Below are 26,886 nucleotides of genomic sequence, written 5' to 3'. Positions count from 1 at the left end.
TTCTGGCCGCTAAGCCGGCCGCACCTCGATGTTCTCCGCCAGCCGCCGGCCGACCGCGATCTCCTGGCGGCCCTTCGCGATAATGACAGGCCCGGCAGGCAGTTTCTCGGCGCATTCCACTCGTTCGCCGGCGGAAATCCCGAAGCGGATGGCCTGGGCCCTGACGGTAGGGTCGGGGATGGCGACGACCTCGATGCGCTGGCCGCGCTTGGCTTGAGCAAGATTCATGGTGATCACTCCTAAATAAGATTGATAATCATTATCATTAAACGAGGAAAAAATATAGCCCTTGCGGCTTATTGAAAACTATTCTCAAATTCATTATAAAAGAATGCCAATAGTGTGTCAAGAATAATTTGGCGCTGCAAAATCGTTGCCGTATTCTCGGAAGCGGGGAGACGAAATCCATAACCACGCGTGAGAATGCATTTTCTCCGGCGATAATTTTACGGCGAGTTGGGTATCTATATAATATTGAAAAAACCGCCCTGAAGGGGAGCATATGGACATAAGCAGGTTTCCCAGGCACCCGAAGGCAACCTTGACGGCCTTCGGCGCGCTGGGGACCCATCTTCGCAATCCCTGGGTCACCGCCTGGTGGTCGGCGGCGATGCCGGGGTTCGGGCATCTTCTGGTAAGCAATCACTTTACCGGCATCATCCTGATCGTCTGGGAGCTCATCGTCAATACCCAGGCCCATGTCAACACGGCCATCGTCCTGTCGTTTACCGGCCGCTTCCAGGAGGCGCGGGAAACCGTCGACCCCAGGTGGCTGCTCTTTTATACGGCGGTCTATGTATACGCGATGTGGGACAGCTATACCGAGACGATCGAGCAGAATAAGTTTTACATCATCGCCGAACGCGAAGATTCTCCGATCTCGCCGGTCAAAGTGACAATGCTGGAATTCGGCTTCGCCAGAAAAAGGAAACCGGTGCTGGCGCTGCTGTGGTCGCTCCTGACCCCGGGTCTCGGCCATGTCTACGCGCGCAAAATGGAAGAAGGGGCAGTTATTCTGGTCATGAACATTGTCACCGCCTACATGTCGCACATGAACGAAGCGGCCCAGTATTCGCTGGCAGGCGATTTCGCCCGCGCCGGCGCGGTTGTGGATTACGGCTGGCTGCTATTCATGCCGTCGCTCTATTGCTATGCGGCCTACGCTTCGTACGCGGCCGTGGTGGAAATAAACAAGTTCTACGACGCCGAGCAGTCGCGCTATCTCAGGCAGGAGTACATGAACCCTGGATTCACCATGCCGCTGTAACTTCTTTGGGGAGGAACCGATGTATATCTTCGCCTCTTTTGCCCACGGCCTTCACCTGGAAATAGCCATCGCCGACCTCACAAGAATCGGGCTGACGACAAAGCACATCCTGGCGGTTCCGCTTCGCCGCACCACGCGAAAACTATCGGTGTTCGACCGTATTTACCGCGCCGACGGCTACAGCATCCTCGACGGGGCGGCTCTGGCCGGTACCGTTGGCATGATTGCCGGGGTAATCTTCGGTTCAGTGCATTACTGGGGACCGATAATATGGGGCCTGGCGGGGCTGGCGCTTGGGGGTTCGGCCGGATTGGCCGCCGACTGGATCGTGACAAGCCGCCGCATCGAAGCCGGCCGGCAAAGCAACCTGGTCCCGGTGCTGCTGCTGGTACGCTGCGACGAACTCCAGGCCGAAACTGTGGAAAAAACCCTCGAACAGCATCAGGCGCTGGGGCTCGCCAGATATCAGGAACAGTCGCTGCCGCCGGAATAAAGCGTCGACAGGAGCTTGCGGCCCTGGCGGCGTTTTTTCTTTAGACATCATGTAACCGCAAGGATCCATCTGATGAAATACCGCACCCCTCTTACGGCGTTTTCCTTCCCGCGGAAGGTTTTTGTCACAGCAGGTAGAATTATACAATGCTATTTTGTATTTGATTCCTTCGAGGTGGACAATGAAAATCGTAATCGTAGGCGCCGGCAAGGTAGGGTACACGCTGGCGCAGAAGCTGACCCAGGAGGATCACGACGTCATCGTCGTCGAGCAGGACGACGAGCGGCGGTCGATCATCGAGCATCACCTCGATGTCATGACCCTCGCCGGCAACGGCGCCAGCCCCAGGGTACTGTCCGAGATCGGCCTCGGCGACGTCGGCCTGATGATCGCCGTCACCGACAGCGACGAGGTCAACATGATCGCCTGCGTGGCCGCCAAACAGCACGGCGTCCCCAAAGTCATCGCCAGGGTGCGCAACACCGAGTATCTTGAGGAAGACTGCCGGGAGTTCGGTCGTACACTCGGCATCGACCTCATCATCAACCCCGAGATGGTGACGGCCGTAGAAATCAGCCAGATCCTCAAGACCCCCGCCGCCCTCGACGTCGAAGACTTCGCCGGCGGCAAGGTCCGTCTGCTCGAGGTCAAGGTCCGCCAGAACTCGCCGTTCAGCGGCGTGCCGCTGCGCGACCTGCCTCTGCCCGAAAACGTGCTCATTGCCGGGATACTGCGCAAAGACAGAATGATCATCCCCATCGGCAGCGACTCCGTCGAGGACAACGACAGCGTTTTCTTCCTCGGCGAGAAAGACGCCATCTGCCGCATGGAGCCGCTCTTCGTCCAGAAACGTTCGAAAGTGGAGCGCATCCTCATCATCGGCGCCGGCCGCATCGGCCGCAACCTGGCGCTCCTCATGGAAGAAGGCGGCTACAAGGTGAAAGTTATCGAGAAAGATCGCCGCCGCTGCGAGGAACTCGCCAAAGTCGTCGACGACACCCTCGTCATCTGCGGCGACGGCACCGACGCCGACCTGCTCGCCGAGGAAGGCATCGGCGACTACGACGCCGTCGTCTGCCTGACCGACGACGACAAACTCAACCTGCTTGTCGCGCTCATGGCGAAAAACCTGGGAGCCCAGAAAACCTTCGCCCGCGTCGGCCGGCCGGAATTCATCCCCCTGATGGAACAAGTGGGCGTCGATGTCGTCTTCTCGCCCCGCCTTGTCACCGCGGGGGCCATCCTCCGCCAGGTGCGGCGCGAAGAGATCGTCGCCGTTACACTCCTCGAAGGCGCCAAAGCCGAAGCCATCGAGGTCGACCTGCGCACCGGCAGCCGCGTTATCGGCAAGCCGCTCCGGGACATCAAATTCCCTCGGCGGGTGCTGGTCGGCGCGGTCGTCAGGAACGGCGCCACCTTCATCCCCAACGGCAAAACAGTACTTGAGACCGGCGACAGAATCGTTCTGTTCACCCTGCCGGATAACGCCGCGAAGATTCTCGACTTCGTGGAAGACAAGGGCTGAGCCGATTATGGAAACACGTATCGTCGCCCGGCTGCTCGGCAGGCTGTTGGCGGTCTATGCAGCGGTTATGGTTGCCCCGCTCGTCTATGCCGCCTTTTTAAGCGAACCGGTTTTATCCGCCTTTATATATTCTATCCTGATAACCGGCGCCTTGGGGGCGGCGCTGTACTTCTCCGGCCAGGAACCGGGACGTATCGGCATCCGCGAGGGCTTCCTCGTCGTAGCCGGGACATGGCTTCTCTCCAGCGCGCTCGGCGCTCTTCCCTACTGGTTCTCCGGCTGGGTGCCCACCTACCTCGACGCGGTCTTCGAAACGGTCTCGGGGCTTACCACCACCGGCGCCAGCATCATCTCCGACATCGAGATCCTGCCCCGCAGCCTGCTGCTGTGGCGCAGCTTCACCCACTGGCTGGGCGGTATGGGCATCATCGTCCTCTTCCTCGTCTTCCTCACCAACGTCGGCGCCGACGCCGTCAACCTCTTCCGGGCGGAATCTCCCGGCCCCACCGTCGACCGTGTTCTGCCCCGTATCCGCACGATGGCGGTGAGGCTGTGGCAAATGTACGTGCTGTTCACGGCCATCCAGATCGTTCTCCTGTGGATCGCCGGCATGGACCTGTTCGATTCGATCAACCACGCCTTCGCCACCATGGCCACCGGCGGCTTCTCCACCAAGAACACCAGCGTCAAATACTTCGACAACCTGGCCATCGAACTCATCTTCGTCATCTTCATGTTCCTGGCCGGCGGCAACTTCGGCCTTTACTACCTGGCATGGCAAAAGGGCGTAAAAAAACTTTGGCAAGACAGTGAATTCAGACTGTACTTTGGCCTCGTTCTCTTTTCCACCCTGGCCATAGCCGCCGCCCTATACCTCGGTCCGGGGATAAACCCCGCCACCGGCGCTAGGGAGGCACTGTTCACCGTCGTATCGATAATGACCACGACGGGCTTCGTCACCGCCGACTTCGACCAATGGCCGCCGGTAACGAAGATTCTCCTGCTGATGCTGATGTTCATCGGCGGCTGCGCCGGTTCGACCGCCGGTGGCATAAAGGTCGTGCGGCTGCTCATCCTCTTCAAGGACGCCGTCTGGTCCCTGCTCCACGCCGTCCATCCCCGGCTGGTCTCCTCGCTGAAGATCGACAAGAAGCCGGTAGATGCGGCCGTGCTTCACATGGTATTGCAGTTCTTTTTCCTGTACATAGCGATTTACTTCGTATCGGTCCTGCTGGTCTCGGCAACCGGGATGGTGCCGTTCGAAGCCATGGGGGCGGTCGCCGCCACCCTCGGCAACGTTGGCCCCGCTTTCGGCATTGTCGGCCCCACCACCACCTACGCCGAAGTCCACCCGTTCGCCAAACTCGTGCTGATCGCCGACATGCTGCTCGGCCGACTGGAGCTATTCACCATCCTCGTCCTTTTCCACCCCGAGTTCTGGCAGCCGTATGTCTCAGGCGTCACAGGCCGGATAACATCCCGCTGACGCATAATAAATGCCGCCCTCCCGGGCGGCGTTTTTTATCCTATTGACCGCCCTTCCGTTCGGCGAGGAGAGCGGCCAGCTCGCCGGCGGTGCGGGGGGCGGCGCCGGCGGGTAGGATGCTCCGCTCGCCCAGGGCTACGGCGACCTCGGCAAGAACGGGGCGGGCGAACCCCAAATCCGCATGGTCGGCACGGGCGAGGATGTCGGACGGGGAGCCGGCGGCTATCGTCCGTCCGCCGGCAAGCACGTAGACCAGATCGGCCCAGTTCCACGCCCAGTCGACATCATGGGTGGCGACCAGCAGCGTCTTGCCGGCGGCGTGGAGCATCGCGAGCGTCTCGCTGAGGCTGGTCAGCCCCGGGTAATCGAGGCCCGCGGTCGGCTCGTCCATCACCAGCGCGTCCGGGTCCATCGCCAGCACCCCGGCGATCGCGACCCGCTTCTTCTGCCCCTGGCTGAGAAAATGCACGGGCGCCGCCTTATGGTCCAGCATGCCGACCGCCTCAAGGGCGGCCTCGGCCCGCCGCACCGCTTCGCCTGCCGTCAGGCCCATATTCATCGGCCCGAAGATCGCATCGTCGAGCACGTTGCCGGCAAACAGCTGGGTGTCGGGGTCCTGGAACACCAGTCCCACCTTCTGGCGCAGGTAGGCCAGGAAATCGCGGTTGTAGCGGTAGGGTTGCCCCATATAACAGAGCTGACCCGCGAGCGGCCGCAGGATGGCGTTAATGTGGAGGAAAAGAGTCGACTTGCCGGCGCCGTTCGGGCCGACCAGTGCCACCCTGGCGCCGGCCGGGATTGCAAGTGTGGCGCCGTCCAGAGCCAGATTGCCCGGACGGTAGCGGAAGGTCAGGTTGTCGGCGGCGATGAGGGAAGAAGTGGCCATATAGTCCTCCGGCATATAAAATGGGGCTGCTCAAATAGCCCCGGCTTACCAAAATCCCTTACAATACCCCCGCCGCCGCCAAGGCCGACAGGAGCGATACGATAGCGGCCAGCCTGAAAGGACTGGCGATCTGGGGCGGGTAATAATGTGTCAGTCGTCCCTGGTAGTTGCGGGCCGTCAGTGCGTTCCCAAGGTCATTAGCGGTCAGAAAAGCCTTGCGGCCCACGCTTGCGGCCAGCAGAGCCAGCGAGTTCAGCGACCGCCGCGGGCCGGCGTAACCCAGCCGCGACTGCTGCGCCGTGTAGATCTGCCCGGCGGCGGACAGGAAAACAAAAATAAACCTGTAGGTCAGCAGCGCGATCTCGCTCACCGGCCTCAGTCCGGGAAAACGGGCGAACCACGCGGCCATATACGCCGCCGGCGTCGTCGTCGCCAGCATCAGCAGGCACGACACCGCCGCCACGCTACGCAGCAGCAGCTCGCCAGCCGCGGCCAGCGCGGGCGCGGTCACACCGACATAAAAGCCCCCCGCCGCCACCGAAGCGAGGGCGATAAACGGGGTGGCGGCGACGCTCACCGCCACCCCCGCCAGGCCGGCGGCCAGGAAAGCCAAAGGCGCCAGCCACAGGCGCAGGATATACCCGGCCGGGATGCGGGCCAGCGCCATCACAGCGTGCATCGCCACGACAATTGCGATAAGCACGGCCGGGCGCGGCAGCGCCAGCGCCAGCGCCAGCGACCCGCCGCCGAGCAGCAGCTTCTCGCCGATGCTCACCTTATTAAGGGCATTGTTGTAGGCGAGATAATCGAGATACAGCATGTCAGCCCGTCGCCCGACGACGGTGGCGGTAGGCGAAGTAGCCGAAAAAGCCCACGCCGAGAGCGGCCTGCAACGCGAACAGCCAAGGCTCGGCCGCTTCCGAAGGCTCCCACAGCGCGGCGGCCCACGGTTTATAGTCGGGTCTGAGCTGACCTATGGCTGCGGTGGCCTGGTCGTCCGTGCCGGCGAAGTCGCCGGTGACGATGATCGGCGCCAGGACTATGGCCGCAGCGATTATTATCAGGAAAATAATACGCGTAGTTGTCATCGACGTGCCCCTCTTATATAGTCGGTTATCATTTGCAAGGTTGAAACATTATCAACGGCCGGTTGAAGATTCCTTCCACCACAGCGGGACAATCCCCTGTTCGCCGTACCGAAGCAGCGCGCTGTAAACCACCACACTGATAAGCCCTTCGCAGACGGCCAGCGGCAGCTGGGTAAAGGCAAAAATCCCGAGGAACTTGCCGTAGGCGGCCGCGAAGCCGCCGACAGTGTCGGGGAAGGCGAGCGCCAGCTGGCCGGCGGTCACCGCGTATGTCAGCCAGTCGCCGAGCAGAGCGGCGACAAACACGGCAGGCTTCTCCGGTAAGCCCAAAGCAAGCGCCAGGCGGAAAGCCCCCCAGGCCGCGAAAGCTCCGGCAACCCCCATCGCGAACGTGTTCGCTCCCCAGGTCGTCAGGCCGCCGTGGGCGAGCAGCAACGCCTGGAAGAGCAGCACAATGCCGCTGAGGACGCTCGACACCGCCGGGCCGAATAGGATTGCGCTGAGAGCCACGCCGGTCGGGTGAGAACTTGAACCGGCGACAGACGGTATCTTCAGGGCAGACAGGACAAAAATGAACGCCGCCGCCAGACCGAGGAGCATCTTCCGCTCCGGGTAAAGGACCAGCACCTTGTTGATCCTGCGGATGCCGAGCAGCACGAACGGCAAAACGGCCAGCAGCCAGCCGAGCGCATACTCCTTTGGCAGGAAGCCCTCCATGATATGCATCGCCGCCGCGGTAGCCGGCGCCGCCAGCAGCAGCGCGCCGACGGCCAAAACCTTCATAACCATAAACACAGCCCTCTCTCGCAACAAAAAATCCCTACCCCTGTCGGGAAGTAGAGATTTTGCCTGTAAGACGTCAAAATCCCCTCCCCATCGCTCGTGGGTTAAAGCGGTGATTGTCGGAAAGGCAGTTCTTCTGACTCAGGATCATCGCTCGCCTGCGCCTTCCCAGGACATCGACCGTCCCAGTGGCAAATCGTGCAGGCTGGCTCCCCATTACAGCGGCGGGACCGTGTTGGCATTGCACCAAGCTTCCCTATTAAGCCGTAAGGCACCTTTCCCGTTATATGCGGTTGTTTTATTCCCTTAAATTGTATTTTATGCCGGCGTCACTGTCAAGCCTTTATCACATCGACACCCATATACGGCCGCAGCGCCTCGGGGACGACGACCGAGCCGTCCGCCTGCTGGTAATTTTCCAGGATCGCCGCCACCGTGCGGCCGATGGCCACTCCCGATCCGTTCAGGGTATGGACGAACTCCGGCTTAGCTTTGGCGTCGCGGCGGAATTTGATATCGGCGCGGCGGGCCTGGAAATCCTCAAAATTCGAGCACGAGGAAATCTCCCGGTAACGGTTGAAACTCGGCAGCCACACCTCGAGATCGTACGTCTTCGCCGACGAAAAGCCCATGTCGCCGGTGCACAGCAGCACCACGCGGTAAGGCAGGCCGAGCAGCTGCAGCACCTTTTCGGCGTTGGCCGTCAGCGCCTCGAGCTCGGCGTACGAATCCTCCGGCAGGCTGAACTTCACCAGCTCCACCTTGTTGAACTGGTGCTGGCGGATGAGGCCGCGGGTATCGCGCCCGGCCGCCCCCGCCTCAGCCCGGAAGCACGCGCTGTACGCGGTATAGCGCAGCGGCAGCTCCTTGGCGTCCAGGATCTCCTGGCGGTGCAGATTAGTCACCGGCACCTCGGCGGTGGGGATGAGGTAGTAGTCCAGACCTTCAAGCTTGAACATATCGGCGGCGAACTTGGGCAACTGGCCGGTGCCGATCATACTGTCGCGGTTGACGATGAACGGCGGGAAAAACTCGGTGTAGCCGTGCTCGCCGGTATGCAGATCAAGCATAAAATTGATCAGCGACCGCTCCAGGCGGGCGCCCAGGCCGCGGTAAAATGTAAAGCGGGCGCCGGTGACCTTGCCGCCGCGCTCGAAATCGAGGATGCCGAGCTTTTCGCCGATATCCCAGTGGGCCTGAGGCTCGAAATCGAACGCCTTCGGCGCGCCCCAGCGCCGCATCTCCGGATTGGCCGTCTCGTCTAACCCCACCGGCACCGACTCGTGCGGCACGTTCGGGATGTTCATCAGGATTGCCTCGAGGCCGCTCTCCGTCTCCTTGACCTTGTTATCCAGCAAAGCAATACGGTCGCCCACGGCGCGCATCTCGGCGATCATATCCTCCGCGGGAGCGCCGCTCTTCTTCAGGCGGCTGATCTCCTGGCTGACGGTGTTGCGTTTACTCTTCAGGGCCTCCACCTCGACCAGCAGCTCCCGTCGCTGTTTCTCCAGCGCCAGGAAACCGTCGAGACTGAGGTCGAGCCCACGGTTTTTCAGGGCTGCTACAACCTTATCCGGATTCTCGCGTACGAATTTGCTATCAAGCATGTCAGGATCCTCCTTAGTGGTCTGCCCGTTATTGTATGCGGCCCGCGGCCGCATTATACACGCTCGGAGGAATCCGCCCTCCATGGCAAAATCCGCCAAAAGCCTACTACTTAATTTTACCCTCGCCCGCCTGGCCCGTCAAGCGCGGCACGGCGTCATTCCGGCCGGCGCGCCGTTCACGGAGGATTTTCCCAGCCGGAAAGCGAATCTAGCCAGCGAGGTGATATGCCGTGTTCACGACCTTTTCCAGCCACGCCGAGCTCGAACAGGCCCTGCTGGCGTGCGACAGATGCCCCCTCCGCCGGGACGCCATCGGCCCGACCTCCTATAACGGCGCCGTCGACGCGCCCCTGGCCGTCGTCGGCGAGGGGCCGGGCGGCGTCGAGGACGAATACGGCGTCCCGCTCGTCGGCCCGTCCGGTCAACTCTTGGACAAGGCGCTCGGCAGCGTGGGAGTCACCCGCGACAAAATCTACGTCACCAACGTGGTAGGTGAGTCATCTGCCCCAAGGGAGAGATAGCATGTACCAGACCGACTTTGCCAGCCATCGTGAGCTAGAGACAGTTCTCTTGGCGATTATCGGAGAAGGCCCTGGGGGAGTTGAGGACGAGTACGGGGTTCCGCTCGTCGGTCCCGCGGGCCAGCTTCTTGACAAAGCGCTGGCCAGCGTAGGGGTGACTCGGGATAAGGTGTACGTTTCGAATGTAGTACATTAGTCATTTACCCCAGGGGGTGATATACATGTTTGAAACTACGTTTGCTAACCACCAGGAACTGGAGGCCGCTCTCCTGACCTGTAATCGCTGCCACCTACGCAAGGATGCCATCGGACCAACCTCATACAACGGCGCGGTTGATAGTCCGCTGGCCATTGTCGGCGAAGCTCCGGGCGGCGTTGAGGACGAATATGGCGTGCCGCTCGTCGGCCCTTCAGGTCAACTGCTGGACAAGGCGCTGGCTTCGGTTGGAGTGACCCGTGACCGCGTGTACGTCTCGAATATTTTGAAGTGCCGCCCGAAAGGCAACCGGACGCCGACGGTTGAGGAGGGCCGCTTCTGTGCGGTGAACTGGCTGGACGGTGAGCTTGCGTTCGTGAAGCCCAAAGTAATTATCGCCCTCGGCAGCGTGGCCCTGAAATACCTCATGGGTCCGGACAGCCGCATCACACGCGACCGCGGCCATTGGTTCGACACCAAGTATAGCATACCAGCCATCGCCACCTATCATCCTGCCTATCTCCTGCGGCTGACCGGCCAGGACCTGGTCAAAGGCAAATGGGAGGTCTTCTACGACCTGAAGGCTGCGGCGGAAAAATGCCGCGAACTGGCACCGGATTACGAGCTGGCCTCGCCGGAGAGGCCAGATCTGCTGGCCCTATATTATGAGCGACGGCTGGCGAGGCGAAGCCGCTGGTAGAGGCCCCCGCTACGAAGTATCAACACAAAAACAAAAACCCGCGCTTTTTCACGCAGGTTTTCGTCTTTTCTGGATTCGGATGGTAGAGCCGACCCGCAGCTTTGCAAATTCACCCGGATCTATAATTTTAGATGCCTGCTGGGTATAGACAATGGGATTGTCATCTCTGATGAAGAATCAACACTCCTTTGAGGATGTTGATTCTTCATCGTTTTCTCGACTAACGGGTACAACGAGGGCTTCTCACTCGTCGCCATGCCCGCGAAACCGTTTTAAGGATACAAAGGGACGTCCTACCTTATTTTTCAAAATCTAGCTCCCAAGCCAAAACCAACGCCCTGAGTTAGGGCTTCAACAATTCGTCAAAAAATCTTTTCGCCCATGGCGACGCGCCCATGATTTTTTGCACGTCAATTTTCTCTAATATTTTGAACGAATGCTTCCCCTTACCATATTCACCTTTCTGGGTGTCCCTGGTGGATTTTTCCAATCCGTCCAACACTCGGCTCTTTTCAATCTGCTCTATATTAGGATTTGCAGGTAATGAATGATTCTTAAAATGCTGGCCATAAAAATCCGATAGCGCCTGGCGGTCAGCAAGGAACCAGTTTTCCATACACTGGACCATAAGGTGTACATGGTCTTCTGTTGCCCCAGGTGGATGATCCCAATTGTCACGAGCTTTCAGATGGCTCCATGGCTTTCCGTTATTAGAAACGTCGACCGGGCCCTCACTATCGACAAGTAAGAGGACCATATCACCTGCGCTCATAACTCTTAAGGCCGTGCAAAAATCGTCATATGCTGCCCCGCGAGACCCGCATGCGACGATTCTCGGCATTCTTGTGGCAAGTCCCGCACTTTCAAATATCTTCGAAAATGCTCGCCGACATTCTGATTTTAAATTGTTGGTGTCACCGCCCCCCTCGACATATATCTTTACAGAACGGCTCGGACGACACCCATTCACCACCGATTACCTCCGATTTCCCCTTTCTGCCACAACTGACCAAGAGAGTACTTCTGTAGCCAGTCCTTAAGCTTCTCCTCCTCAAGCCTTTGAAAGTACGAGCAACCTCGGTGTTTTTCGCAAACCAGAACCGACTCGGGCGTATCCGATAGCGCATCAACTAATGCCTCAGAATGTGTGGTCACAATTAGTTGCGTAGTTTTCGAGGCGTCTTTCATCAGCTGTGCAATAACCGGTATCACATCTCGGTGAATACCGAGTTCAGGTTCTTCAATGCAAATCAGAGGCGGTGGTTTAGGATGGCTAAGAATAGCGATTAGGCAAAGATATCGTATCGTCCCATCGGATAAACGGGTAGCTGGGATGACATAGTCGCCTTCTTGAAGAAAAACTTGAACCGTTCCTCCTTCTATGAGCACCTCGAAGTCGTCGACGCCTTCGTAAAATTCGGATAAGAGTTCAACAACACGTCTCTTAACTTTGGGTTCACGGCGTAAGCTATTTAGTACCAATCCCAAATTCGAACAATCTTCGGCGAGAAAGTCATTCGGAGCGTCAGCCTCTTGAGGCTGACGGAGTTGCGCTCGACGACCGAATGACCACTCTCTGTATATTCTTATTTGGTTGAACTGTTTCCCAAGCCACGTAAGTTCGGGGTACTGGTCGGGGTCTTTTCGCTGAGAAAGCACCGATTCTTCAGGATCGACATCTTCATGCCTCAATGCTCGATTACCGCTTTTAACATTCAACATAGGCCTATTATTTCGATAATGATAGAAGAAATAAGGCTCAACTTCGCCCGAATAGGCTTTCGCGTTCTCGATACGTTCGTCGACCAACTCAAATCGTTGGTTGACGGACGTAAACGTAAGCTCGTAACGCATATCCTTGCCACTGCCTCCAGGAGCCGATGGTGTAACAATGTCTATCAAAGCATTAGGTGTACCGTCAACGCCTTTCCACAACCAATCGCGAACCCCGCCCCCTTTTCTTATCCCAGAAGCTAACGCTGTCGGGGCTGATTGTAGTATGCTTATTACCTCAATGAGGTTGGATTTCCCAGAGCCGTTGGCGCCTATTATAACATTCAATGGGCGAAGGGGTATTGCTTCGAGGCCTACCCCAAAAGAAAGTATATTTTGCAAGCGAATTGATTTTATCAGCATATCCACAAGCTATTCCTCCAATCACACAATGGAAAAATCAAACTATTGATCAAAATAATCCCGTCTAAGTCTCATAACACCTTTCGCTAAAACAATTCTTACTCCTGCTCGAAAGACCGGCCCGGGGATCCGTCCCCAAAACCACCTCTTAGGCTTGGGCTACTAACACGCACGCAAATATGGATGCGCATAGCCGTCCCCCAAAATCACGTTTTACCTAATTATAACAATATTATAGCATTATTGGTATATCCGCTGAACATCGCCGCATACCTATCTGACACCACTTTCACCGGCGACGCTTGGGCAATGGTCGGACTTCGTCATCTTTTTCGACCTTGTATGATTTCTCCATCCACTCCTTTAGCTTATCCCGAGGAACCAAATAGCGAGATCCGACCTGAAAGTAGGGAAAGTCGTACATGGAACCTTTGCAAAACTGATAAACCTGGGATGTGCTTATCCGCATGACAGCCGCAACCTCTTTGACGTTCAGCGTGAGCGGCAACTGATCCCATTGAACCCCCAACTTGTCTGAAAGCTGCTCCTTCGGTTTTCCTTGCTCGTTATACCAGCCCCGGAATTGCTCTAAAAGTTTGCTCAGCTCATTGGGCACGTCACCCATGGTTGTCCAGGTTTGTAGCAGCTTGTTGACCGCCAAAGAGAAGTTGTTTGCTGCTTCCGCGAGTTCTGCCATCGCGTTCATAAAGTTGCTTTGGTGATCAATTTCTACTATTCCTATCGGGGCGATGACTCCTATTAATGCGTTGGGATCTTCCCCCATGATAATCTCCTTGGCATTAGCTGCCGTTTCCGCTTCAACCACCCGGCATTCTGTCTGCCTCCCTCTGGACTTTCTATACCAGACCTGATACTCGCTCATTTTGTTTCGCCTCTCGATATTATTGTTCTCATTATTATTTATTCCCAATTATTTATTCCCAATGCTGTCTGATACACATACGATGCTCAAAATAAATCAGCTTTTGTGTAGTTACACAAAAGCTGAATCCTTACTCATATTTTGTTATGAGCGGTTTTGAAGACCGCAAAAAGCATTTTTGTCTCGTTGGTTATTGTTTGAAAATCCATGAATTTAATGGATTTCATAAAACAAACGTAGCCAAATGCAGGGTGTTTTAGGGGGACGTTTTTGAGATTTTGTCCCCATTTCGTCCCCAAGTTCTGACTTAATTAGGCACTAGGGTGCGTCTCCTTATTGCCTATGATTCGGCGATAATGCCCTGTAAAGTGTTTTTGATCTTCTCTTTTTTCAAGGCAGTGAGAGATTGGGTCAGTTTCTCGATTTCGCCGCTGCCTTCAGTGGGAAATCGCAAAAGCGGAAGGTTTATTTTCTCCAGAATGCTGTTTTTTAGCCTGTCGCGACGTTGCTGGTCTTCCTTGTTGCGATGGCAGGAGAACCCGTCCACCTCCACCGCCAATACCGGTTCTTTATCGAGCTTGTTAAATAGGAGAAAGTCCACATGGCTCCATGGATTCTGGGCAAAAGCCGCTTCTTCGGGACTAAGTGTGGAAAAATCCTTTACAATCCGGCTCAGCGGTATATGGATGACACATTTGAATGAAGCAAACTCCGCCTTATCCAGCAGTTCATTGATTACCGCGTACATAATATTCTCCGACGGAAATTCCGATACTACCGTGCCGATTTTCCATATCTTGCGTAGCCTGTCGGAGTGTTCGGTGTATAATAGGTCGAACACCGAGAGTTTTTGGCTTTCGATAACATTCTGTTCCGGCGAGTTGTATTGGATATACCGGATAAGGTCCCCTAGGTTTGTCCCGTGGGTCCGGATGAGATTGTTTCCGGTTACGACGATAAGTTCCCTGACCGCCCGAGACACAGCGACGTTTATCAGATTCCGCTTGTCGTTGTGCGGCGTGCACTTATCCAGCACCGTGGAATAAATGATTGTCTGCTTCTCTCGTCCCTGAAACTTGTGTACCGTGTCAGCTTCTATCCCGGGGTAAATCTTGCTTATTATTCTCTGGGTTTCGTTGGCATGCAGTCGGTAAGGCGATATGATGCCGACCTCGCTCCCGTCGCCATACCTTCCGCCCCCGAGAATCTCGTCCCTGATAATCTCGATTTGCCGTAGATTATAGTGGCCTTTCTCTCTGCTGGTGTTTACCTCGCGGGCGTGGTTGCCGGGAGCCGTTCTGAACAGATATAGCGGACTGTCCTCGCTGTCGTCCGTCAGTACAACAAGCTGGTTATCGTAGAATTTTTCATTGCAGAACCGGATGATTCTCGGATGGCACCGATAATGCTCCCGCAGCAACGTTCGTTTTATTCCGTTGCCGTACAGCCTGGCTACAGACGACAGGATGCTTTCCCTTTCATAATTGTACGATGCATGGATATCATGCTGCGAGAACAAAGTCTCATTTGCAGTTTTCTGGCTGCTTGATACAATTTGCCCCAATTGTTCCCCGTCACCGACGATGACGATATTTCTGCAGCACGACATAGCGAGTGCGCCGGTGACGATATCTGTCTGTGACGATTCGTCGATGACCAGATAATCAAACAGGAAGTTGGGCGGAATGCTTTTTCTTATCGAGTACGTCGTACTCAATATGACCGGGTAATCGCTAATAAAATCCTTGAACTGCTGCTTGAATGATCCCTTCGAATAAATCTTCCTTGCTCCGCTTCCGTACCTCCGATGAAGCGAGGCTTGAAAAACCACATTGGAATGCTCTTTGTGTTCAGCCGTCAGCGCGTCGTAATTCATCGCCATCAGTTCTTTTTCCTTGGCGGCTATGGTGACTTGTCTAGCTCCGATGCCGTTTTTATAATACAGCCTGTAAATCGACGTTACCACATCGCTCACATTGGCGAACAAAAAACGGAATCGGTAAATCCCATACCGGAGAAATAGCCATGCTTTCGTTGCTATGGACTCCTGGCGGTCCTCAGTGCCGACCCTTTCCAGGTAATGAATAAACTCCAGCATTTTGCTGCTGGACCATCGCGAGTGATAGGAAAACCGCGACAGGGGTATATCGGCACTCTGAAAAGCTGCGTTGAAATGAGCCTGCTCCGCCTGTAACCTCGCGATCTCGTCCCGAAGTTTCGCCACTTCGTTTTTCGTGGCCAGCAGTCCTTCCAGCTGCCTGCTGATCCTGTCAAGCGATTTGTACGCATTATTTACAACAGTTGGATCTTGCTTCAGCTTCTGATAGTCACCTTCCGTGATCTGCCTTTCGAAAAAGCTTTTTTGATTCTCGGAATTCCCCAAAAGCGCGGTCAGAAATCCATATCCCGCGGCCTGAAGCTTTTCTTGCACATTTGATATGGCTGAATTGTTTGCGGAGACTACGGCGACAGACTTTCCACGGAAGACGGCATTGGCAATGACATTCAATATAGTCTGGGTTTTCCCTGTCCCTGGCGGGCCCTCGATGATGCTCATCGAATGTGCGAAAGCCTGTTTTGCGGCGTCCATCTGGCTCAGGTTCAGGCCAAACGGAAACGAGATCCGCGAATCATCCCGGGTTTCCGAAATCGGATCGCCGGACAGGTATGCAGCCAAAACACTATCCGGATCTACCTTCGTAATATTTTTGTACTGATCAAGCAGGAAATTGCGCCCCGCGTATTCCTCGTCGTTTTCCGGTGAGACATAGGGAGCCAGAGCCTTTAAATAATCAAAGACCGATTTTTCTTTATGATTTTCCAGACAGGATTTTTTTACAGTTACACGCTCTCTTGCATAAATATTGCTGGAACCGTTCCGCCGGACTTCCTTGACGTACGGGCCGAAATCCAATATGTCACAGTCGTTCAGCGGATAGTCGTCAACATACAGGATATGGGTAGCCTGGCTCATCGTCTTGGGCGGACCGTACACCTTGACATTCTCGGAAAGGTAAGTATACGACTTCCCGCCTGCGAACTCAACCCGGGTACGCCCATGCTCCCGCGTGATTCTCTGTACCTGTATCGTCTTGTCCTCATACTTCCCCGAGTTGGAATTTCGTACTAGCACCAGGTTGTTCGACGGATCCATTTCCTCCTCCTCCAGCCGGCTCAGTCATTCCTGGCGCCTGTCTTCCCAACTCCTGTGGGGAGAAATACCATTAATGCGGTTCCCTTGGTAGTAAAACGTTCTATTGCTTAGCAAAGCTTAAATCATCAAATTATTTAGAATAGATCACAGCCGCAATTAGGGCACAATGGCTCACGGGTTTCAAGTTCCGTCCCGCAGTTCAGGCAGATATATTCTACGTCACCATTAATAAGACTTAGACCCATATCTCTTACGGGAACTATTCTCCCGTTTTCCAGGGCAAGTTCGTATCGACATTCGCCTGTTGATCTATCCACTGCATTTACCCGTCCCGTCAATCCACTAGGTAGCTTCACCTGGCAGCCGGGCATGAAAAGCATCTTACCGAACTTGACCTCAATTTCATTATCGTCCGCGGGATCTTGGATTGAAGTATATCCGCCGTCTATCCTATACCGGTAAGTCTGAGATATATCCTCCTTGCTCGTTTGCGTCGATATGATTTCATTTATTCGCTCCAGAACTATCAACGCCTCATTTTTGCTTAAACGGTCGTTGTCGGCGTACCACCTGGGAACCTGTATACATGAAGGACACCCCTTGTCGAACGTTTCTGGGTCACAATGTGCGCAAGTGGTTAAAAGCTCTTTCGCCATCGGAAGCAGCATACGAAAATTATCGTATACAGCCGTAGAGATACCTAGTCCCCCGGAAGTTGTGTCAAATATGTAGATCACCGCGGAATTATCTTGTTTGCGAATAACTGAGTGCGTTGCAATTTCAGCACTGTCGCAGGGTTTTGAGATGGCATAGACCGTCGACAAAGCATGCGCAAGAGCATTTAATCCATCAGGGGGTACATGTCCGAAGCTGGGGTGAAGTCTGATCATTACTCCTTCCGAGTAAACCCGGCGCTGAAGCGGCCGCGGATATTTTTTTGCGACCCAGCCCCCTCCGATCTTTTCTCGGTAGCCTGTTATATTAGTCACCGCTACCATTGATGTATGTGCCATCTCTAAAAAATTCTGCCACAGTGTGCGCCGAAAGACGATTGAGCCGGGCCCAGACCGTTCCTTTACCTGAATAAATCCAACCGGGGACGTTTGGGCACTCGGAGTTTCCGGTTTCACTTCTACGATTTGTTCTCTATGACGCACTCGCTGTACACGGTATGCCTCCCCCATATGCCTATACACGGCACCTTCATAAGCTTCCCGTAGTAGTTGTGAAAACGTAATCGTACCTAATAATCGCCCACCAGATGGTATTTCGTATGTTGGGTCATCTATACAGCGGATATTAAGAATACGGTGCGGTTCCGGAGATATGAGAACATCATCAACGACATCCATCTCATCAATTTTATCGCAGAGATTTACGAAGTCGTGTCCAAAAATATCGCTATCAAGATTGGGGTTTTCGAAGTCACCACTTTCTATACGCGCGCATGCGAAATGCGATAGTAAAAGAAATCGGTTATCGAGGTGGAGAACTAGTTCTTCTAACGGCCGATCATACAACCTTTCCGGGTGGTTGTGGTAGTAATCGTCGATGGCGTTTCCAGACGGTACGATAACTACTTTTCCTTGGACTCCTTGTTGGCGCCCGACCCGTCCGGAACGCTGCCAAAAACTCATGGCGGTCGATGGGAGACCAAGATGGAGACAATATTCCAACCCAGGTAAATCAATACCAAGCTCCAAGGCTGAAGTCGAAATTACGCCCGTTAGTGCTCCCTCTCGTAACGCCTCTTCGATTAAACGTCTGTCACCCGGCTCATATCCCGACCGGTATGGCATGACTTTCTGTTTAAGCTGGGGGAAACGCTCAACAAGCCTATGATAGAAGAGCTCGGCCATCCTACGCGAATGACAAAATGCTATAAAACGCTTTCCACCATTAACAAGTTCAGAGAAAAACTGGTAAATTGAATCGTCGTCATCTTCACTTTGCGTTTTTACCATTAAGTACTGCCGGCCGGAATGTGGGCTACCATTCAAAGACTCATCAATCACCAAGAACGGCTTCCCAACAAGCATTTCAAGGTGTTTTCCGGGATCTCGCGACGTGGCGCTGGCGGCAAGGAAACGGGGATCGCAGCCTTTTCTTTTGCATACCTGGCGCAAGCGGCGGATGACAAAAGCCATGTTGCTACCGAAGGCTCCCGAGTAAACATGGCACTCATCGAGAACAATCAGAGCAAGATTTGCAAGCAGCGCGTGATATTCCGCATCTTCGTTTCTGCGAAGAATCGTCGCATGTAGAACATCAGGGGTACATATAAAAACCCTGCCTTTTCTCAGAGCTTCCCGCCGCTCCGCATCCTGAACGTCACCGTCGAATCTGTATACTATTTTTCCAAGCCCCAGTGCCTTCGCCACATCCGAAAGTGATTGCAGCTGATCACCGGCCAAAGCCTTGGTTGGGTAGAAAAACATGGCTTTTGCGTTCGGATCTTGCATCAAGAAGTGAAAGACCGGCAAGGCAAAACACAGGGTCTTGCCGGACGCGGTGCCGGTACTGATGACGACATTTTCCCCGCCGAGAGCTTTCGTTATCGCCGTTGCCTGATGCAGGAAAACTTTACCGTCAAACTGACGGCAAAGATATTCCACTATCCTTTCGTCGAGGACCGCGGGGCATGTTCCAAATCGCGCCTGCCTAGCTGGTACTTCATGCCGATGCGTAACGAAAAACCCGCTCCGAGATAAAAGCGATTCAGCCAAGAATATCCTCTCCTTACAACAACTGTACCCCGCACTGCGGGCATTGCTTTTCCGTGAGCCCTATATACTCCGCCCCACAGTTTATGCACCAGAGTTCCAATCTTCCGTGAATTAGGGCTAGCGATTGCCCTAGCAGCTGCTTCACCTGATCGCCTATTCTTACTGTATACTGCCTGTCGCAGAACATCTTGTTTTGAATTGGTTTACTGTCCACCACTTCGCCTTCCGCACGAGAAGCCGTATAAACGCTGGAACCGGCAGCAATCATTTTAAGCCCGAACGTCTTTCCGTTCTTGGCTTTCGAGACACTTACTTCAGGAGGTTTAGCGTGTAACAGTTCGTCTTTCGCTGTCGTTACCGTCAGCTCGTTTAGCAAACGGATCGAATCATGACGCGTGTTCTGCTTTGGATAATTGAGCCAGGGATTACCGAGAACACAATAAATGCACCCATGCGGACTCTCCTCGGAAGACTGACAGCTACAATCTGCCACATGGTCATGAACCATAGCGATTAGTTCGCGGAAGTTATCAGCCGCCTGCCGGGTAATCCCCAGGCCACCGGCCACATTATCGTAAAGATAAATCTTAGCTGAATTGCCCTCTTTGCTCCAACCATAAACTCCGATATCTTCGTGGGCACATCGGGCAAATATGGGATAACACACCTCCAACGCGGCACAGACGCCCATCACCGCACCATGACTAATATTAGCCAAACCGTCCAGGTGGATCACGAGTCCAGAAGTGGGGAAATAGCGCATAAGCGGCTGCTCATAAGTCACTTCCTGCTTACCGCGCACTCCTTTTTCCACATATCCGGACACCTTTTCGACAATGCCCAGGCTCCCGTAGTGCACCGACATCCCGGGCCAAAGGCGGGAAATCTCGTACCTAGTTGCTCTTTCCCTCACAAGTAGCTCTTTACGGGGTATGGTTTGAACCTTCGTAAAAGTTTGGGGTCTAACCAAAACTTCTTTTGCCGCGTGTGATACCCTTTCGACGCGGTATTTTCGGCCTCTATGCCCATAAATTGCGCGGGGATAGGCTTCTCGCAAGATTTGCGAGTAGTTGATGGTGCCGATCGACGGATTGTCGCTTCCATGGTTCATATCTTCCTTTATTTCAAAGGACGGGTCGTCAATGGCGCGAATCGAAACCTGATAGTGGGGATATTGGTCATAGAGAATATCTTCAGTGCATTCAAACTCGTTAACCTGGCTTGCTAACTGCAGAAAGTCCTGATTGAATATATCGGTGTCCAATCGTGGCGATTGGAAAGAAGTCGCTTCGGCGCGAGCACAGGCAAAGTGACTGAGCATGATAACCCGATTCCCGGTATTTATTGTGAGATCTTCTAACGGACGCGACAGAACCTTATCAGGATAGCGGCAAAAATAATTGTCATTAGGGCCATCACCGGCGACCAGCAGAATAGTTCCCGGTCTGCTTCTCCCGGCGCGTCCCATTCTTTGTACCATGGACGTCTTACTACTTGGCATGCCCACCATGACGCAGATATCCAGGTCGGGAATGTCTATGCCCATCTCTAACGCTGAGGTCGAAATGACTCCCTTCAGGTCGCCCGTAGAAAGAGCCTTTTCAATAATTGCCCTATCCCCAGCCTCGTAGCCGGCCCGGTATGGCATAACCTTGTCCTGCGTTTTCGGGTCCCGGCTCCAAGATTCACTTATGATACTCTCTACCTCACGCCTAGTATCGCAGAACACGATAAATTTCTGATCTAGTTCTAAGAGCCTCCCGAGGAGCTCGTTGATAAAAATACTGTTTAACTTCCCTTCAGGACGTTTTACAAACCAAAAAGTCTTTTCATGTACAGGACTGCCGTTTCGTTCATCGTCGATTACCTTAATTCCTGCGAGCCCGGTCAGGTCTTCGAAATGCGCGGCGGCATTGCCAACCGTGGCGCTTGCTAGGAAAAAGCACGGTTTTGAGCCATGGTTGCGGCATATTTGCCGAAGTCGGCGAATAACCATGGCGACATGGCTGCCGAAGGCTCCGGAGTAGATGTGGCATTCGTCGAGCACGATATGGGTGAGTCCGCCAAAGAAACCATTGTAGTATTGTTCCTTGTTGCGGCGAAGCAATGTGGCGTGAAGGACATCGGGCGTGGCGATAAGCAGCCGCTTCCGTTTGATAGCTTCTTCGCGTTCCGCTGGACTAACGTCACCGTCGTATCTCGCTACAACCGCTGATAGCTTCCACTGCTCGAATTTTCGCCGCTGGTCGTTACCCAGGGCTTTGACCGGGGATATGTAGAGGGCCCTGGTGTTTTTCGTTTGCATCAAGGTATCTAGAATAGGCAGCACAAATGCAGCCGATTTCCCGGACGCTGTAGAGGTTGTAATCCCCACATGCTGTCCGGCCAGCACCGCTTCGATGGCTTCTACCTGATGACTGTACAGGCTTGACGGAAATTGTTTTCTTACAAAAGCCTTCACGCGATCATCTAAGGCCTCGGGCACGTTGCGGTAAGAAGCCGGCCGAGCGGGAAACTCTTCTTTAAGTAATAGTTGGCACCCCAAACTCTCTAGCAAGTCCTGAAATTTATCAGCCATGAATACCACCCTCGAACAACGATTACAGGAGTAACTAAAGTACGCCGAATATCACTCGCCTTTGAACAGTTTGCGGATCAGGGAGTCGATGGCGTCAGCGTCAATCCCCCCCGCTGCGTTATCCTCCGTGACGATAAGTGCGCCTCTAGATCCTCCGCCTTGCTCATACGGCAGCACTCCTTGCGACTTATACCAGTCACGCTTTTTTTCCCAGCGTTTTTTATACTGACTGTCACTCATCATGCCGCAATGTTCCCACAGGAAAAGATCGCCGGTTTCTTCATTTTCAATAGTGAAGTCGGGAAATCTCACGCTTCCGTCATCGCCGGCAAACGGCTTCTCATACGAATAATCGATGCCGTGCGCAGCCAGCAGACTGGTGATTATCACTTCTGACTTCGATCTCACCGCCTCACCCTTCACCGTACGGTGAATTAGGCCATCTTCGAGAAACTTGTCGTTTACCTGGACAATATCCGGCTGGATGAACAGATTCGTCAAGCGGGCGGCCGTTTCCGAATAGTACGCGGACGAGTACTTCCTCAGTTCGCTGCGCGGGCCCTGATGCAAAACGACGATCCTGTCTTTCTGCCTCGTGAGCGCAGTGTAAAGAAGTTCCCGGGAAAGAAGCCGGCATGGATTTGGGACAACCAATATGGTAAGTCCAAACTCGCTGCCTTGCGCCTTGTGAATCGTCAGGCTATAGGCCAACTCCAGTTTCGGCGACGCTTCTTCACCGAAATCACGCTTTGTAAACGAATATGTATGTTTCTTCTGCGATGAAAACTCGACGTTGAGATACCGGGGAGCGCCGTCATACTTAGCATCCGCTTTTTTGAACTGGCCGACTACAACGCCGATTTCTCCGTTGGCAATATAGCCAAGCGCGTCTTCCGCCGGAAACACGCTTGACCGCGAGTGGTTGACGACGTTTATTACCTTGTCGCCATAGACTATCTCCTCTGGCCCCATAGGCTTCGGCACCTTGCAGAGGTTGCTCCTGGCGAATTCAACAATATTGCGCCGAAAAGTCTTTTGCACCAGCTTGTTTATCTGGGTTGTCCCGTACGGCTGGCCACGCACCGGCGTCAGGATCTGCCACGCTTCCGCAGAGGCTCCAGAACCCATGTTGAAATAAATTTTATCTTTATATAACGTCCCGCCAAGCTTCATGTCGAACGTCGCGCTGTCTTCGATGCCGGCCAATTTTAATTCAGCGACCAAAACGTCCAGGAGCTTGTCCCGGAACTCGCTTGCGTTAGCCCATTCCACGAACTTTATCCGTTCAAGTTCTACTCCGCGGATTATTTGATCAAAAATCTCGTCGTCGCCGGGACCGACCCTTCCCCCACCGAACCAGTCGGCCATCTGAATGTCCTCGCTGGTTTCCCCCGCTTGGCGACGGCGCACGGTAAGTTCGGCATAACAATGCCCGATATGCGGGAAAGACGCGTAAACATCCTTTGGCCGCAGCGCCTCGATTATATCTACGAATGGCCTGCCGGGGCCTATTGGGGGTAGCTGGCGAGGATCGCCCGTAAGAACCAGTCTCTCTACGCCTTTAAGAGCGTCTAGCAGAGCACCCAATTGCTCCTCGGTCAACATCGATGCTTCGTCGACGATGACTGTTTTTGCCCCTTCATATTTGGCACGGCTCGATTTATGGTAGCGTCCGGTTTTTTCGTCATAACGCCCGTGGGTGAGAAGAAACTGCGCCAGAGTGAGTGCGGGTTGCCCGGTCGACTGCGCAAGCCTGACGCGGGCTTTTCCCGTGGGTGCCAGCATTAATACGCCGGATGCCTTGATTGCCGGTTCGTTTGCCAGAACGGATAGCACCGTGGTTTTTCCAGTGCCGGCAGGACCAATGAGTACAGAAACTCTTGAGGCTGCTATCTCCTTTAGGGCGGCTGCCTTTTCTTCCCTCGCCCGCTTTTCTTCTTCGTCCTGCGCCGACCCGATATTCTTTGCCGCGAGATCCTGCTCTAACAGCTGAAGCCAGTCCGCCTGGACTTGTAGGCGTTTACCTTTGCTTCTGTTTGCCACGGAATCGCCGATTGTCTTGCCGAGCACCTGCAGGTGTCCTAGCTGATATGCCGTTTCACCGCTTTTCATTTTTGTTTCGAGTATGATAGGGTAAAACCAGTCGTCCACCACCCGCAACAGGTCCTTGTCAACGGGACAGGCCGGGGAAAGCGGCATTTCCCTGATCTCCTGGATGATTTGCGTTTGCGGCAGAAGCGTGTGCCCCTGATTTGCTGCGGAATCCAGCACTCTAGTGGCCAGTGCCCTAACTCGCCTGGCATCGCTGCCGTCCTCTAGCTTGGACGGCTCGGGCAGCGGGTGATGGGCTCTAACTATTTCCGGGGGGAACATTCCCCGGTCAATTATCGTGATATCAATCGGATCTGGCGATATCCGGTCTTGTTCGTAGAGAATATAGGGGTTCACAATGATTTCCGAATCGGCAAAGTTCAGTCCGTTTTTGCTTCTTTCCTCCGGGACATAGAACCGAACGGCCTGGTCCACACTCATTTCGAACCGGCTCAGAAGCTTTATTAGAGCGCACCGCTCGTCAGGCAGGTGGGCCCATTTCTTACGAATGGTTGTGCTAAACTGCTCTGCAATTGGCTGAGACAAAAACGATGGGTTCTTCATCGCCCTTTCGACCAACGGCCAGGGATCTTCATTCTCCTTAACCCGTCCGGCAATCTCGTACGCGGCCAAATTACCGTGTTCCAGGCCGAAGGAGCAAAGCGCCGGCCCAAGGCCAGGGAACGGACCGCGCAGCTTCCATATTTCGGCCAGTCGTTTATCTATCCAGTCGAGTTGCTGCTTCCAGCTTTCCGGCAGCACGGCTCCGGCCTTTCGCAGAGCAGCGCTGATGGACAACAGCGAATCAATCGCCCCGTCAGGGGTTACGTGCTCCGCCGCATAGGAGAACTGCGCCCTCCGATGATCAGGCACGTATGCTACGTAGTCTTCAAGCTCAAATGTCACTCCTTGGTTCTGCAAAGCCATCAACTCATGATAAGGCAGCAAAAAGCCATCGGCTTGGGTCTTTCGAATTGAGTGCTGAATGGCTCTTTCCCAGATGATGTGCTTTCCCGCCCGAGGGATGCGGTGGTCATACTCGACGGCGCTGCCTATGTTCAGCACGCGTCCGACACCGATAAGGACCCGGCGGGCGTCTTCTGCGAACGGCACCTGCTTGGCGTAAAAAAAACAAAGCGACTTTTCTGGGGCCAAAGCACCGAAAAATGTGTCGAGAATTACTGATTGGTTCTTATGATCCTGCACCCAAGGGGTTTCGAAGGGAAGATCCGGTTCACGTTCCGGATCTACATTCATACACAGCTCCTCCGCTTTTTCCCAGGCTGCCTCCTTCATTAGCCACCGGAAAGGGACGCTCATTGCCGAGTAAGCGGGGTTCCGAAAGGGCGTGGGTTTTAAATGCCGATGATGGTCGCTGCTGTTAGCATAAGGGTGTTCCACCAACCGCGTAACTTCGAAGGGAGCCATGAAGGTGCCTCGCTCAGCAATACACGCCGGCCACTGGCTCTGGTTGAGCTTTTCCACCGTCTTCCCGCAAATCGCCTGTTCCGCCTCGTCGTCGCGGGACTCACGAATACGATCCAGGATAAGACATGCCGTATTCATTGACGGATCGTGGCAGACCCTTCCATCCCAGCCGGCATCATGCCACGGCACCCGGATAGACATATGACGCAAAGGCAAACGGAAATCTTTCATCATTCATTCCCCCCGAATATCGGCAGTCCAATTCCTACACACCTCGCAGACGGTGTAAATAAACTGAACCACATTTATCACTGTTCCGCCAATATTCATCAATTACACAAATGCCGTATAATAACCTTCTAATCTACCATTATTTGGTGAGACGATGTTTCAAATGCAGAATGGCTGGTATCTTCTACCAATATACAAGAATAGACTGACAGCAGTATGTCAGTCTAAAAGTACTTTTAGTGTCGCTCGAAGTTTTTTAGACGAGCGATACGACAAATATCTAGGCCTCTTTTAAGAAAATTTATTCAAAAAAGAGGGGGGCGTAATGTTCATTAAAGATCTTAGCAAGTCGCCTATGCCCCTCCGCGTTCATGTAAACCCCATCAAAATAAAGTTCGTCCCCAAATTCTAAAATGCTAAGATTATCATCGTCGTCAATTATCTCATAAAAATCACACAAGATAACGTCATCACAAGAACGTAAAATATCACGATATCCTTTTAAACGTTCCTCAATGTTTATATTCTTTACTAGAGGAGGAATACAAATAATCGCCTCAGTGCCTTGCCTGTTAGCCATGGCAACCAGCGCGTCAACATTGAAAGCAAATTCTTCATTCGGAACTCCTAGGACGGCATCAGTGGTTCCGCAGTGGATCAATGCATATTTAGGCTTATGCAGGGCGATTTCATACTCAAACGTAGCCACCATGCTTCCGGAATAATTACCTGGCTTAGATAGATTAACTATCATGGGATCATTACCAAATACAATACGTAGCCAAGACTCTTGTTGGGTATTTGGATACCCTGCTGCCAAGTCATCCCCTTTTATAACCATCCAGACCGGTATGCCAGTAAGCATGAGGTATCATCCCCAATCCTTCTTAACGCCAACACGTTCATAGCACATCAAAATCCGAGCCTCGCAAAAAGCTTATCAATGTAATGGTCTCGGTCATCCGTCATAAAAAGTACATGCTTATCTTCGAGTTCTTGTTGAGTGTTATCCCTGTCAGCGCCGACGATAAAATGTAGGAAAGTGGCGATATAAAATTGCATATTTGCGGCGGTCGAAAATGATCTGTGATACACTTTTCCCTGTCT

Annotated in this window: 22 protein-coding genes and 1 riboswitch; of the genes, 7 read left to right on the top strand and 15 right to left on the bottom strand. The window is 53.9% G+C overall.

The genetic code is table 11. The features are described 5' to 3' along the window. Nucleotides 1-9: 9 nt before the first annotated feature. On the bottom strand, nt 10-228 hold the full coding sequence (locus RIN56_16590) for a ferrous iron transport protein A (GenBank protein MDR7868419.1): 219 nt from the start codon (nt 226-228) through the stop codon (nt 10-12). 274 nt (nt 229-502) lie between these two features. Here RIN56_16590 and RIN56_16585 point away from each other — a divergent pair, with 274 nt between their 5' ends. The 4 genes from RIN56_16585 to RIN56_16570 all read left to right on the top strand — a co-directional run bounded on the left by RIN56_16585 (nt 503) and on the right by RIN56_16570 (nt 4,771). Next, entirely contained in the window at nt 503-1,267 is a 765-nt protein-coding gene (locus tag RIN56_16585; protein ID MDR7868418.1) for a hypothetical protein, read from the top strand. A 19-nt stretch (nt 1,268-1,286) separates the two neighbouring features. Beyond that, entirely contained in the window at nt 1,287-1,760 is a 474-nt protein-coding gene (locus RIN56_16580; protein MDR7868417.1) for a hypothetical protein, read from the top strand. A 181-nt stretch (nt 1,761-1,941) separates the two neighbouring features. After that, complete coding sequence (gene trkA, locus RIN56_16575; GenBank protein MDR7868416.1) at nt 1,942-3,285, top strand: Trk system potassium transporter TrkA; 1,344 nt, start codon at nt 1,942-1,944, stop codon at nt 3,283-3,285. A 7-nt stretch (nt 3,286-3,292) separates the two neighbouring features. After that, nucleotides 3,293-4,771: a TrkH family potassium uptake protein gene (locus RIN56_16570; protein MDR7868415.1), complete on the top strand. Its 1,479-nt coding sequence runs from the start codon at nt 3,293-3,295 to the stop codon at nt 4,769-4,771. A gap of 40 nt (nt 4,772-4,811) precedes the next feature. Here the strand turns inward: RIN56_16570 and RIN56_16565 are convergent, their stop codons facing one another. The 5 genes from RIN56_16565 to serS all read right to left on the bottom strand — a co-directional run bounded on the left by RIN56_16565 (nt 4,812) and on the right by serS (nt 9,135). Further along, on the bottom strand, nt 4,812-5,657 hold the full coding sequence (locus tag RIN56_16565) for an ATP-binding cassette domain-containing protein (protein MDR7868414.1): 846 nt from the start codon (nt 5,655-5,657) through the stop codon (nt 4,812-4,814). A gap of 58 nt (nt 5,658-5,715) precedes the next feature. After that, entirely contained in the window at nt 5,716-6,477 is a 762-nt protein-coding gene (gene cbiQ / locus RIN56_16560) for a cobalt ECF transporter T component CbiQ (GenBank protein ID MDR7868413.1), read from the bottom strand. 1 nt (nt 6,478) lies between these two features. After that, a complete protein-coding gene (locus RIN56_16555) occupies nt 6,479-6,745 on the bottom strand; it encodes an energy-coupling factor ABC transporter substrate-binding protein (protein ID MDR7868412.1) in 267 nt (88 codons plus the stop codon). A gap of 51 nt (nt 6,746-6,796) precedes the next feature. Then, nucleotides 6,797-7,534 (bottom strand): energy-coupling factor ABC transporter permease, encoded by a 738-nt coding sequence (locus RIN56_16550; protein ID MDR7868411.1) that lies wholly within the window; start codon nt 7,532-7,534, stop codon nt 6,797-6,799. Nucleotides 7,535-7,636: 102 nt separating this feature from the next. Next, a riboswitch (cobalamin riboswitch) is annotated at nt 7,637-7,822 on the bottom strand. Between the two features lie 41 nt (nt 7,823-7,863). Beyond that, nucleotides 7,864-9,135: a serine--tRNA ligase gene (gene serS / locus RIN56_16545; protein ID MDR7868410.1), complete on the bottom strand. Its 1,272-nt coding sequence runs from the start codon at nt 9,133-9,135 to the stop codon at nt 7,864-7,866. Nucleotides 9,136-9,365: 230 nt separating this feature from the next. Between serS and RIN56_16540 the strand changes: the two genes are divergently transcribed. The 3 genes from RIN56_16540 to RIN56_16530 are packed head-to-tail and all read left to right on the top strand — an operon-like array spanning nt 9,366 to nt 10,552. Then, the gene (locus RIN56_16540; protein ID MDR7868409.1) at nt 9,366-9,656 is read left to right on the top strand and encodes a uracil-DNA glycosylase family protein; all 291 of its coding nucleotides are present in this window, start codon (nt 9,366-9,368) and stop codon (nt 9,654-9,656) included. A 1-nt stretch (nt 9,657) separates the two neighbouring features. Continuing rightward, nucleotides 9,658-9,852 carry a uracil-DNA glycosylase family protein gene (locus tag RIN56_16535; protein MDR7868408.1) on the top strand — a complete coding sequence of 65 codons (195 nt, stop codon included), beginning with the start codon at nt 9,658-9,660 and terminating at the stop codon, nt 9,850-9,852. Nucleotides 9,853-9,877: 25 nt separating this feature from the next. After that, nucleotides 9,878-10,552: a uracil-DNA glycosylase gene (locus RIN56_16530; protein ID MDR7868407.1), complete on the top strand. Its 675-nt coding sequence runs from the start codon at nt 9,878-9,880 to the stop codon at nt 10,550-10,552. 343 nt (nt 10,553-10,895) lie between these two features. Here the strand turns inward: RIN56_16530 and RIN56_16525 are convergent, their stop codons facing one another. From RIN56_16525 to RIN56_16485, 9 genes are all read right to left on the bottom strand, one after another. Beyond that, nucleotides 10,896-11,522 (bottom strand): DUF4276 family protein, encoded by a 627-nt coding sequence (locus RIN56_16525; GenBank protein ID MDR7868406.1) that lies wholly within the window; start codon nt 11,520-11,522, stop codon nt 10,896-10,898. Further along, nucleotides 11,519-12,688, bottom strand: a complete 1,170-nt coding sequence (locus tag RIN56_16520) for an AAA family ATPase (protein MDR7868405.1) — start codon at nt 12,686-12,688, stop codon at nt 11,519-11,521. Before RIN56_16520 ends, RIN56_16525 begins: the two co-directional genes overlap by 4 nt. A 289-nt stretch (nt 12,689-12,977) precedes the next feature. Continuing rightward, nucleotides 12,978-13,514, bottom strand: coding sequence for a helix-turn-helix domain-containing protein (locus RIN56_16515; GenBank protein MDR7868404.1), 537 nt, complete (start codon nt 13,512-13,514; stop codon nt 12,978-12,980). Nucleotides 13,515-13,911: 397 nt separating this feature from the next. Further along, entirely contained in the window at nt 13,912-16,725 is a 2,814-nt protein-coding gene (locus RIN56_16510) for an AAA domain-containing protein (GenBank protein ID MDR7868403.1), read from the bottom strand. Between the two features lie 134 nt (nt 16,726-16,859). Continuing rightward, nucleotides 16,860-19,340, bottom strand: coding sequence for a DEAD/DEAH box helicase (locus tag RIN56_16505; protein MDR7868402.1), 2,481 nt, complete (start codon nt 19,338-19,340; stop codon nt 16,860-16,862). A 124-nt stretch (nt 19,341-19,464) separates the two neighbouring features. Next, nucleotides 19,465-22,029 carry a DEAD/DEAH box helicase gene (locus RIN56_16500; GenBank protein ID MDR7868401.1) on the bottom strand — a complete coding sequence of 855 codons (2,565 nt, stop codon included), beginning with the start codon at nt 22,027-22,029 and terminating at the stop codon, nt 19,465-19,467. Between the two features lie 51 nt (nt 22,030-22,080). Beyond that, nucleotides 22,081-25,782, bottom strand: a complete 3,702-nt coding sequence (locus RIN56_16495; GenBank protein ID MDR7868400.1) for an AAA family ATPase — start codon at nt 25,780-25,782, stop codon at nt 22,081-22,083. Nucleotides 25,783-26,080: 298 nt separating this feature from the next. Beyond that, nucleotides 26,081-26,644 (bottom strand): hypothetical protein, encoded by a 564-nt coding sequence (locus tag RIN56_16490; GenBank protein MDR7868399.1) that lies wholly within the window; start codon nt 26,642-26,644, stop codon nt 26,081-26,083. Nucleotides 26,645-26,691: 47 nt separating this feature from the next. Then, on the bottom strand, nt 26,692-26,886 hold a 195-nt coding region (locus RIN56_16485), incomplete at its 5' end, for a hypothetical protein (GenBank protein MDR7868398.1).

The organism is Sporomusaceae bacterium (genome assembly GCA_031460455.1).
GTDB lineage: Bacteria > Bacillota > Negativicutes > Sporomusales > UBA7701 > Anaeroselena.
This window is presented reverse-complemented; position numbering and strand designations above follow the sequence as displayed.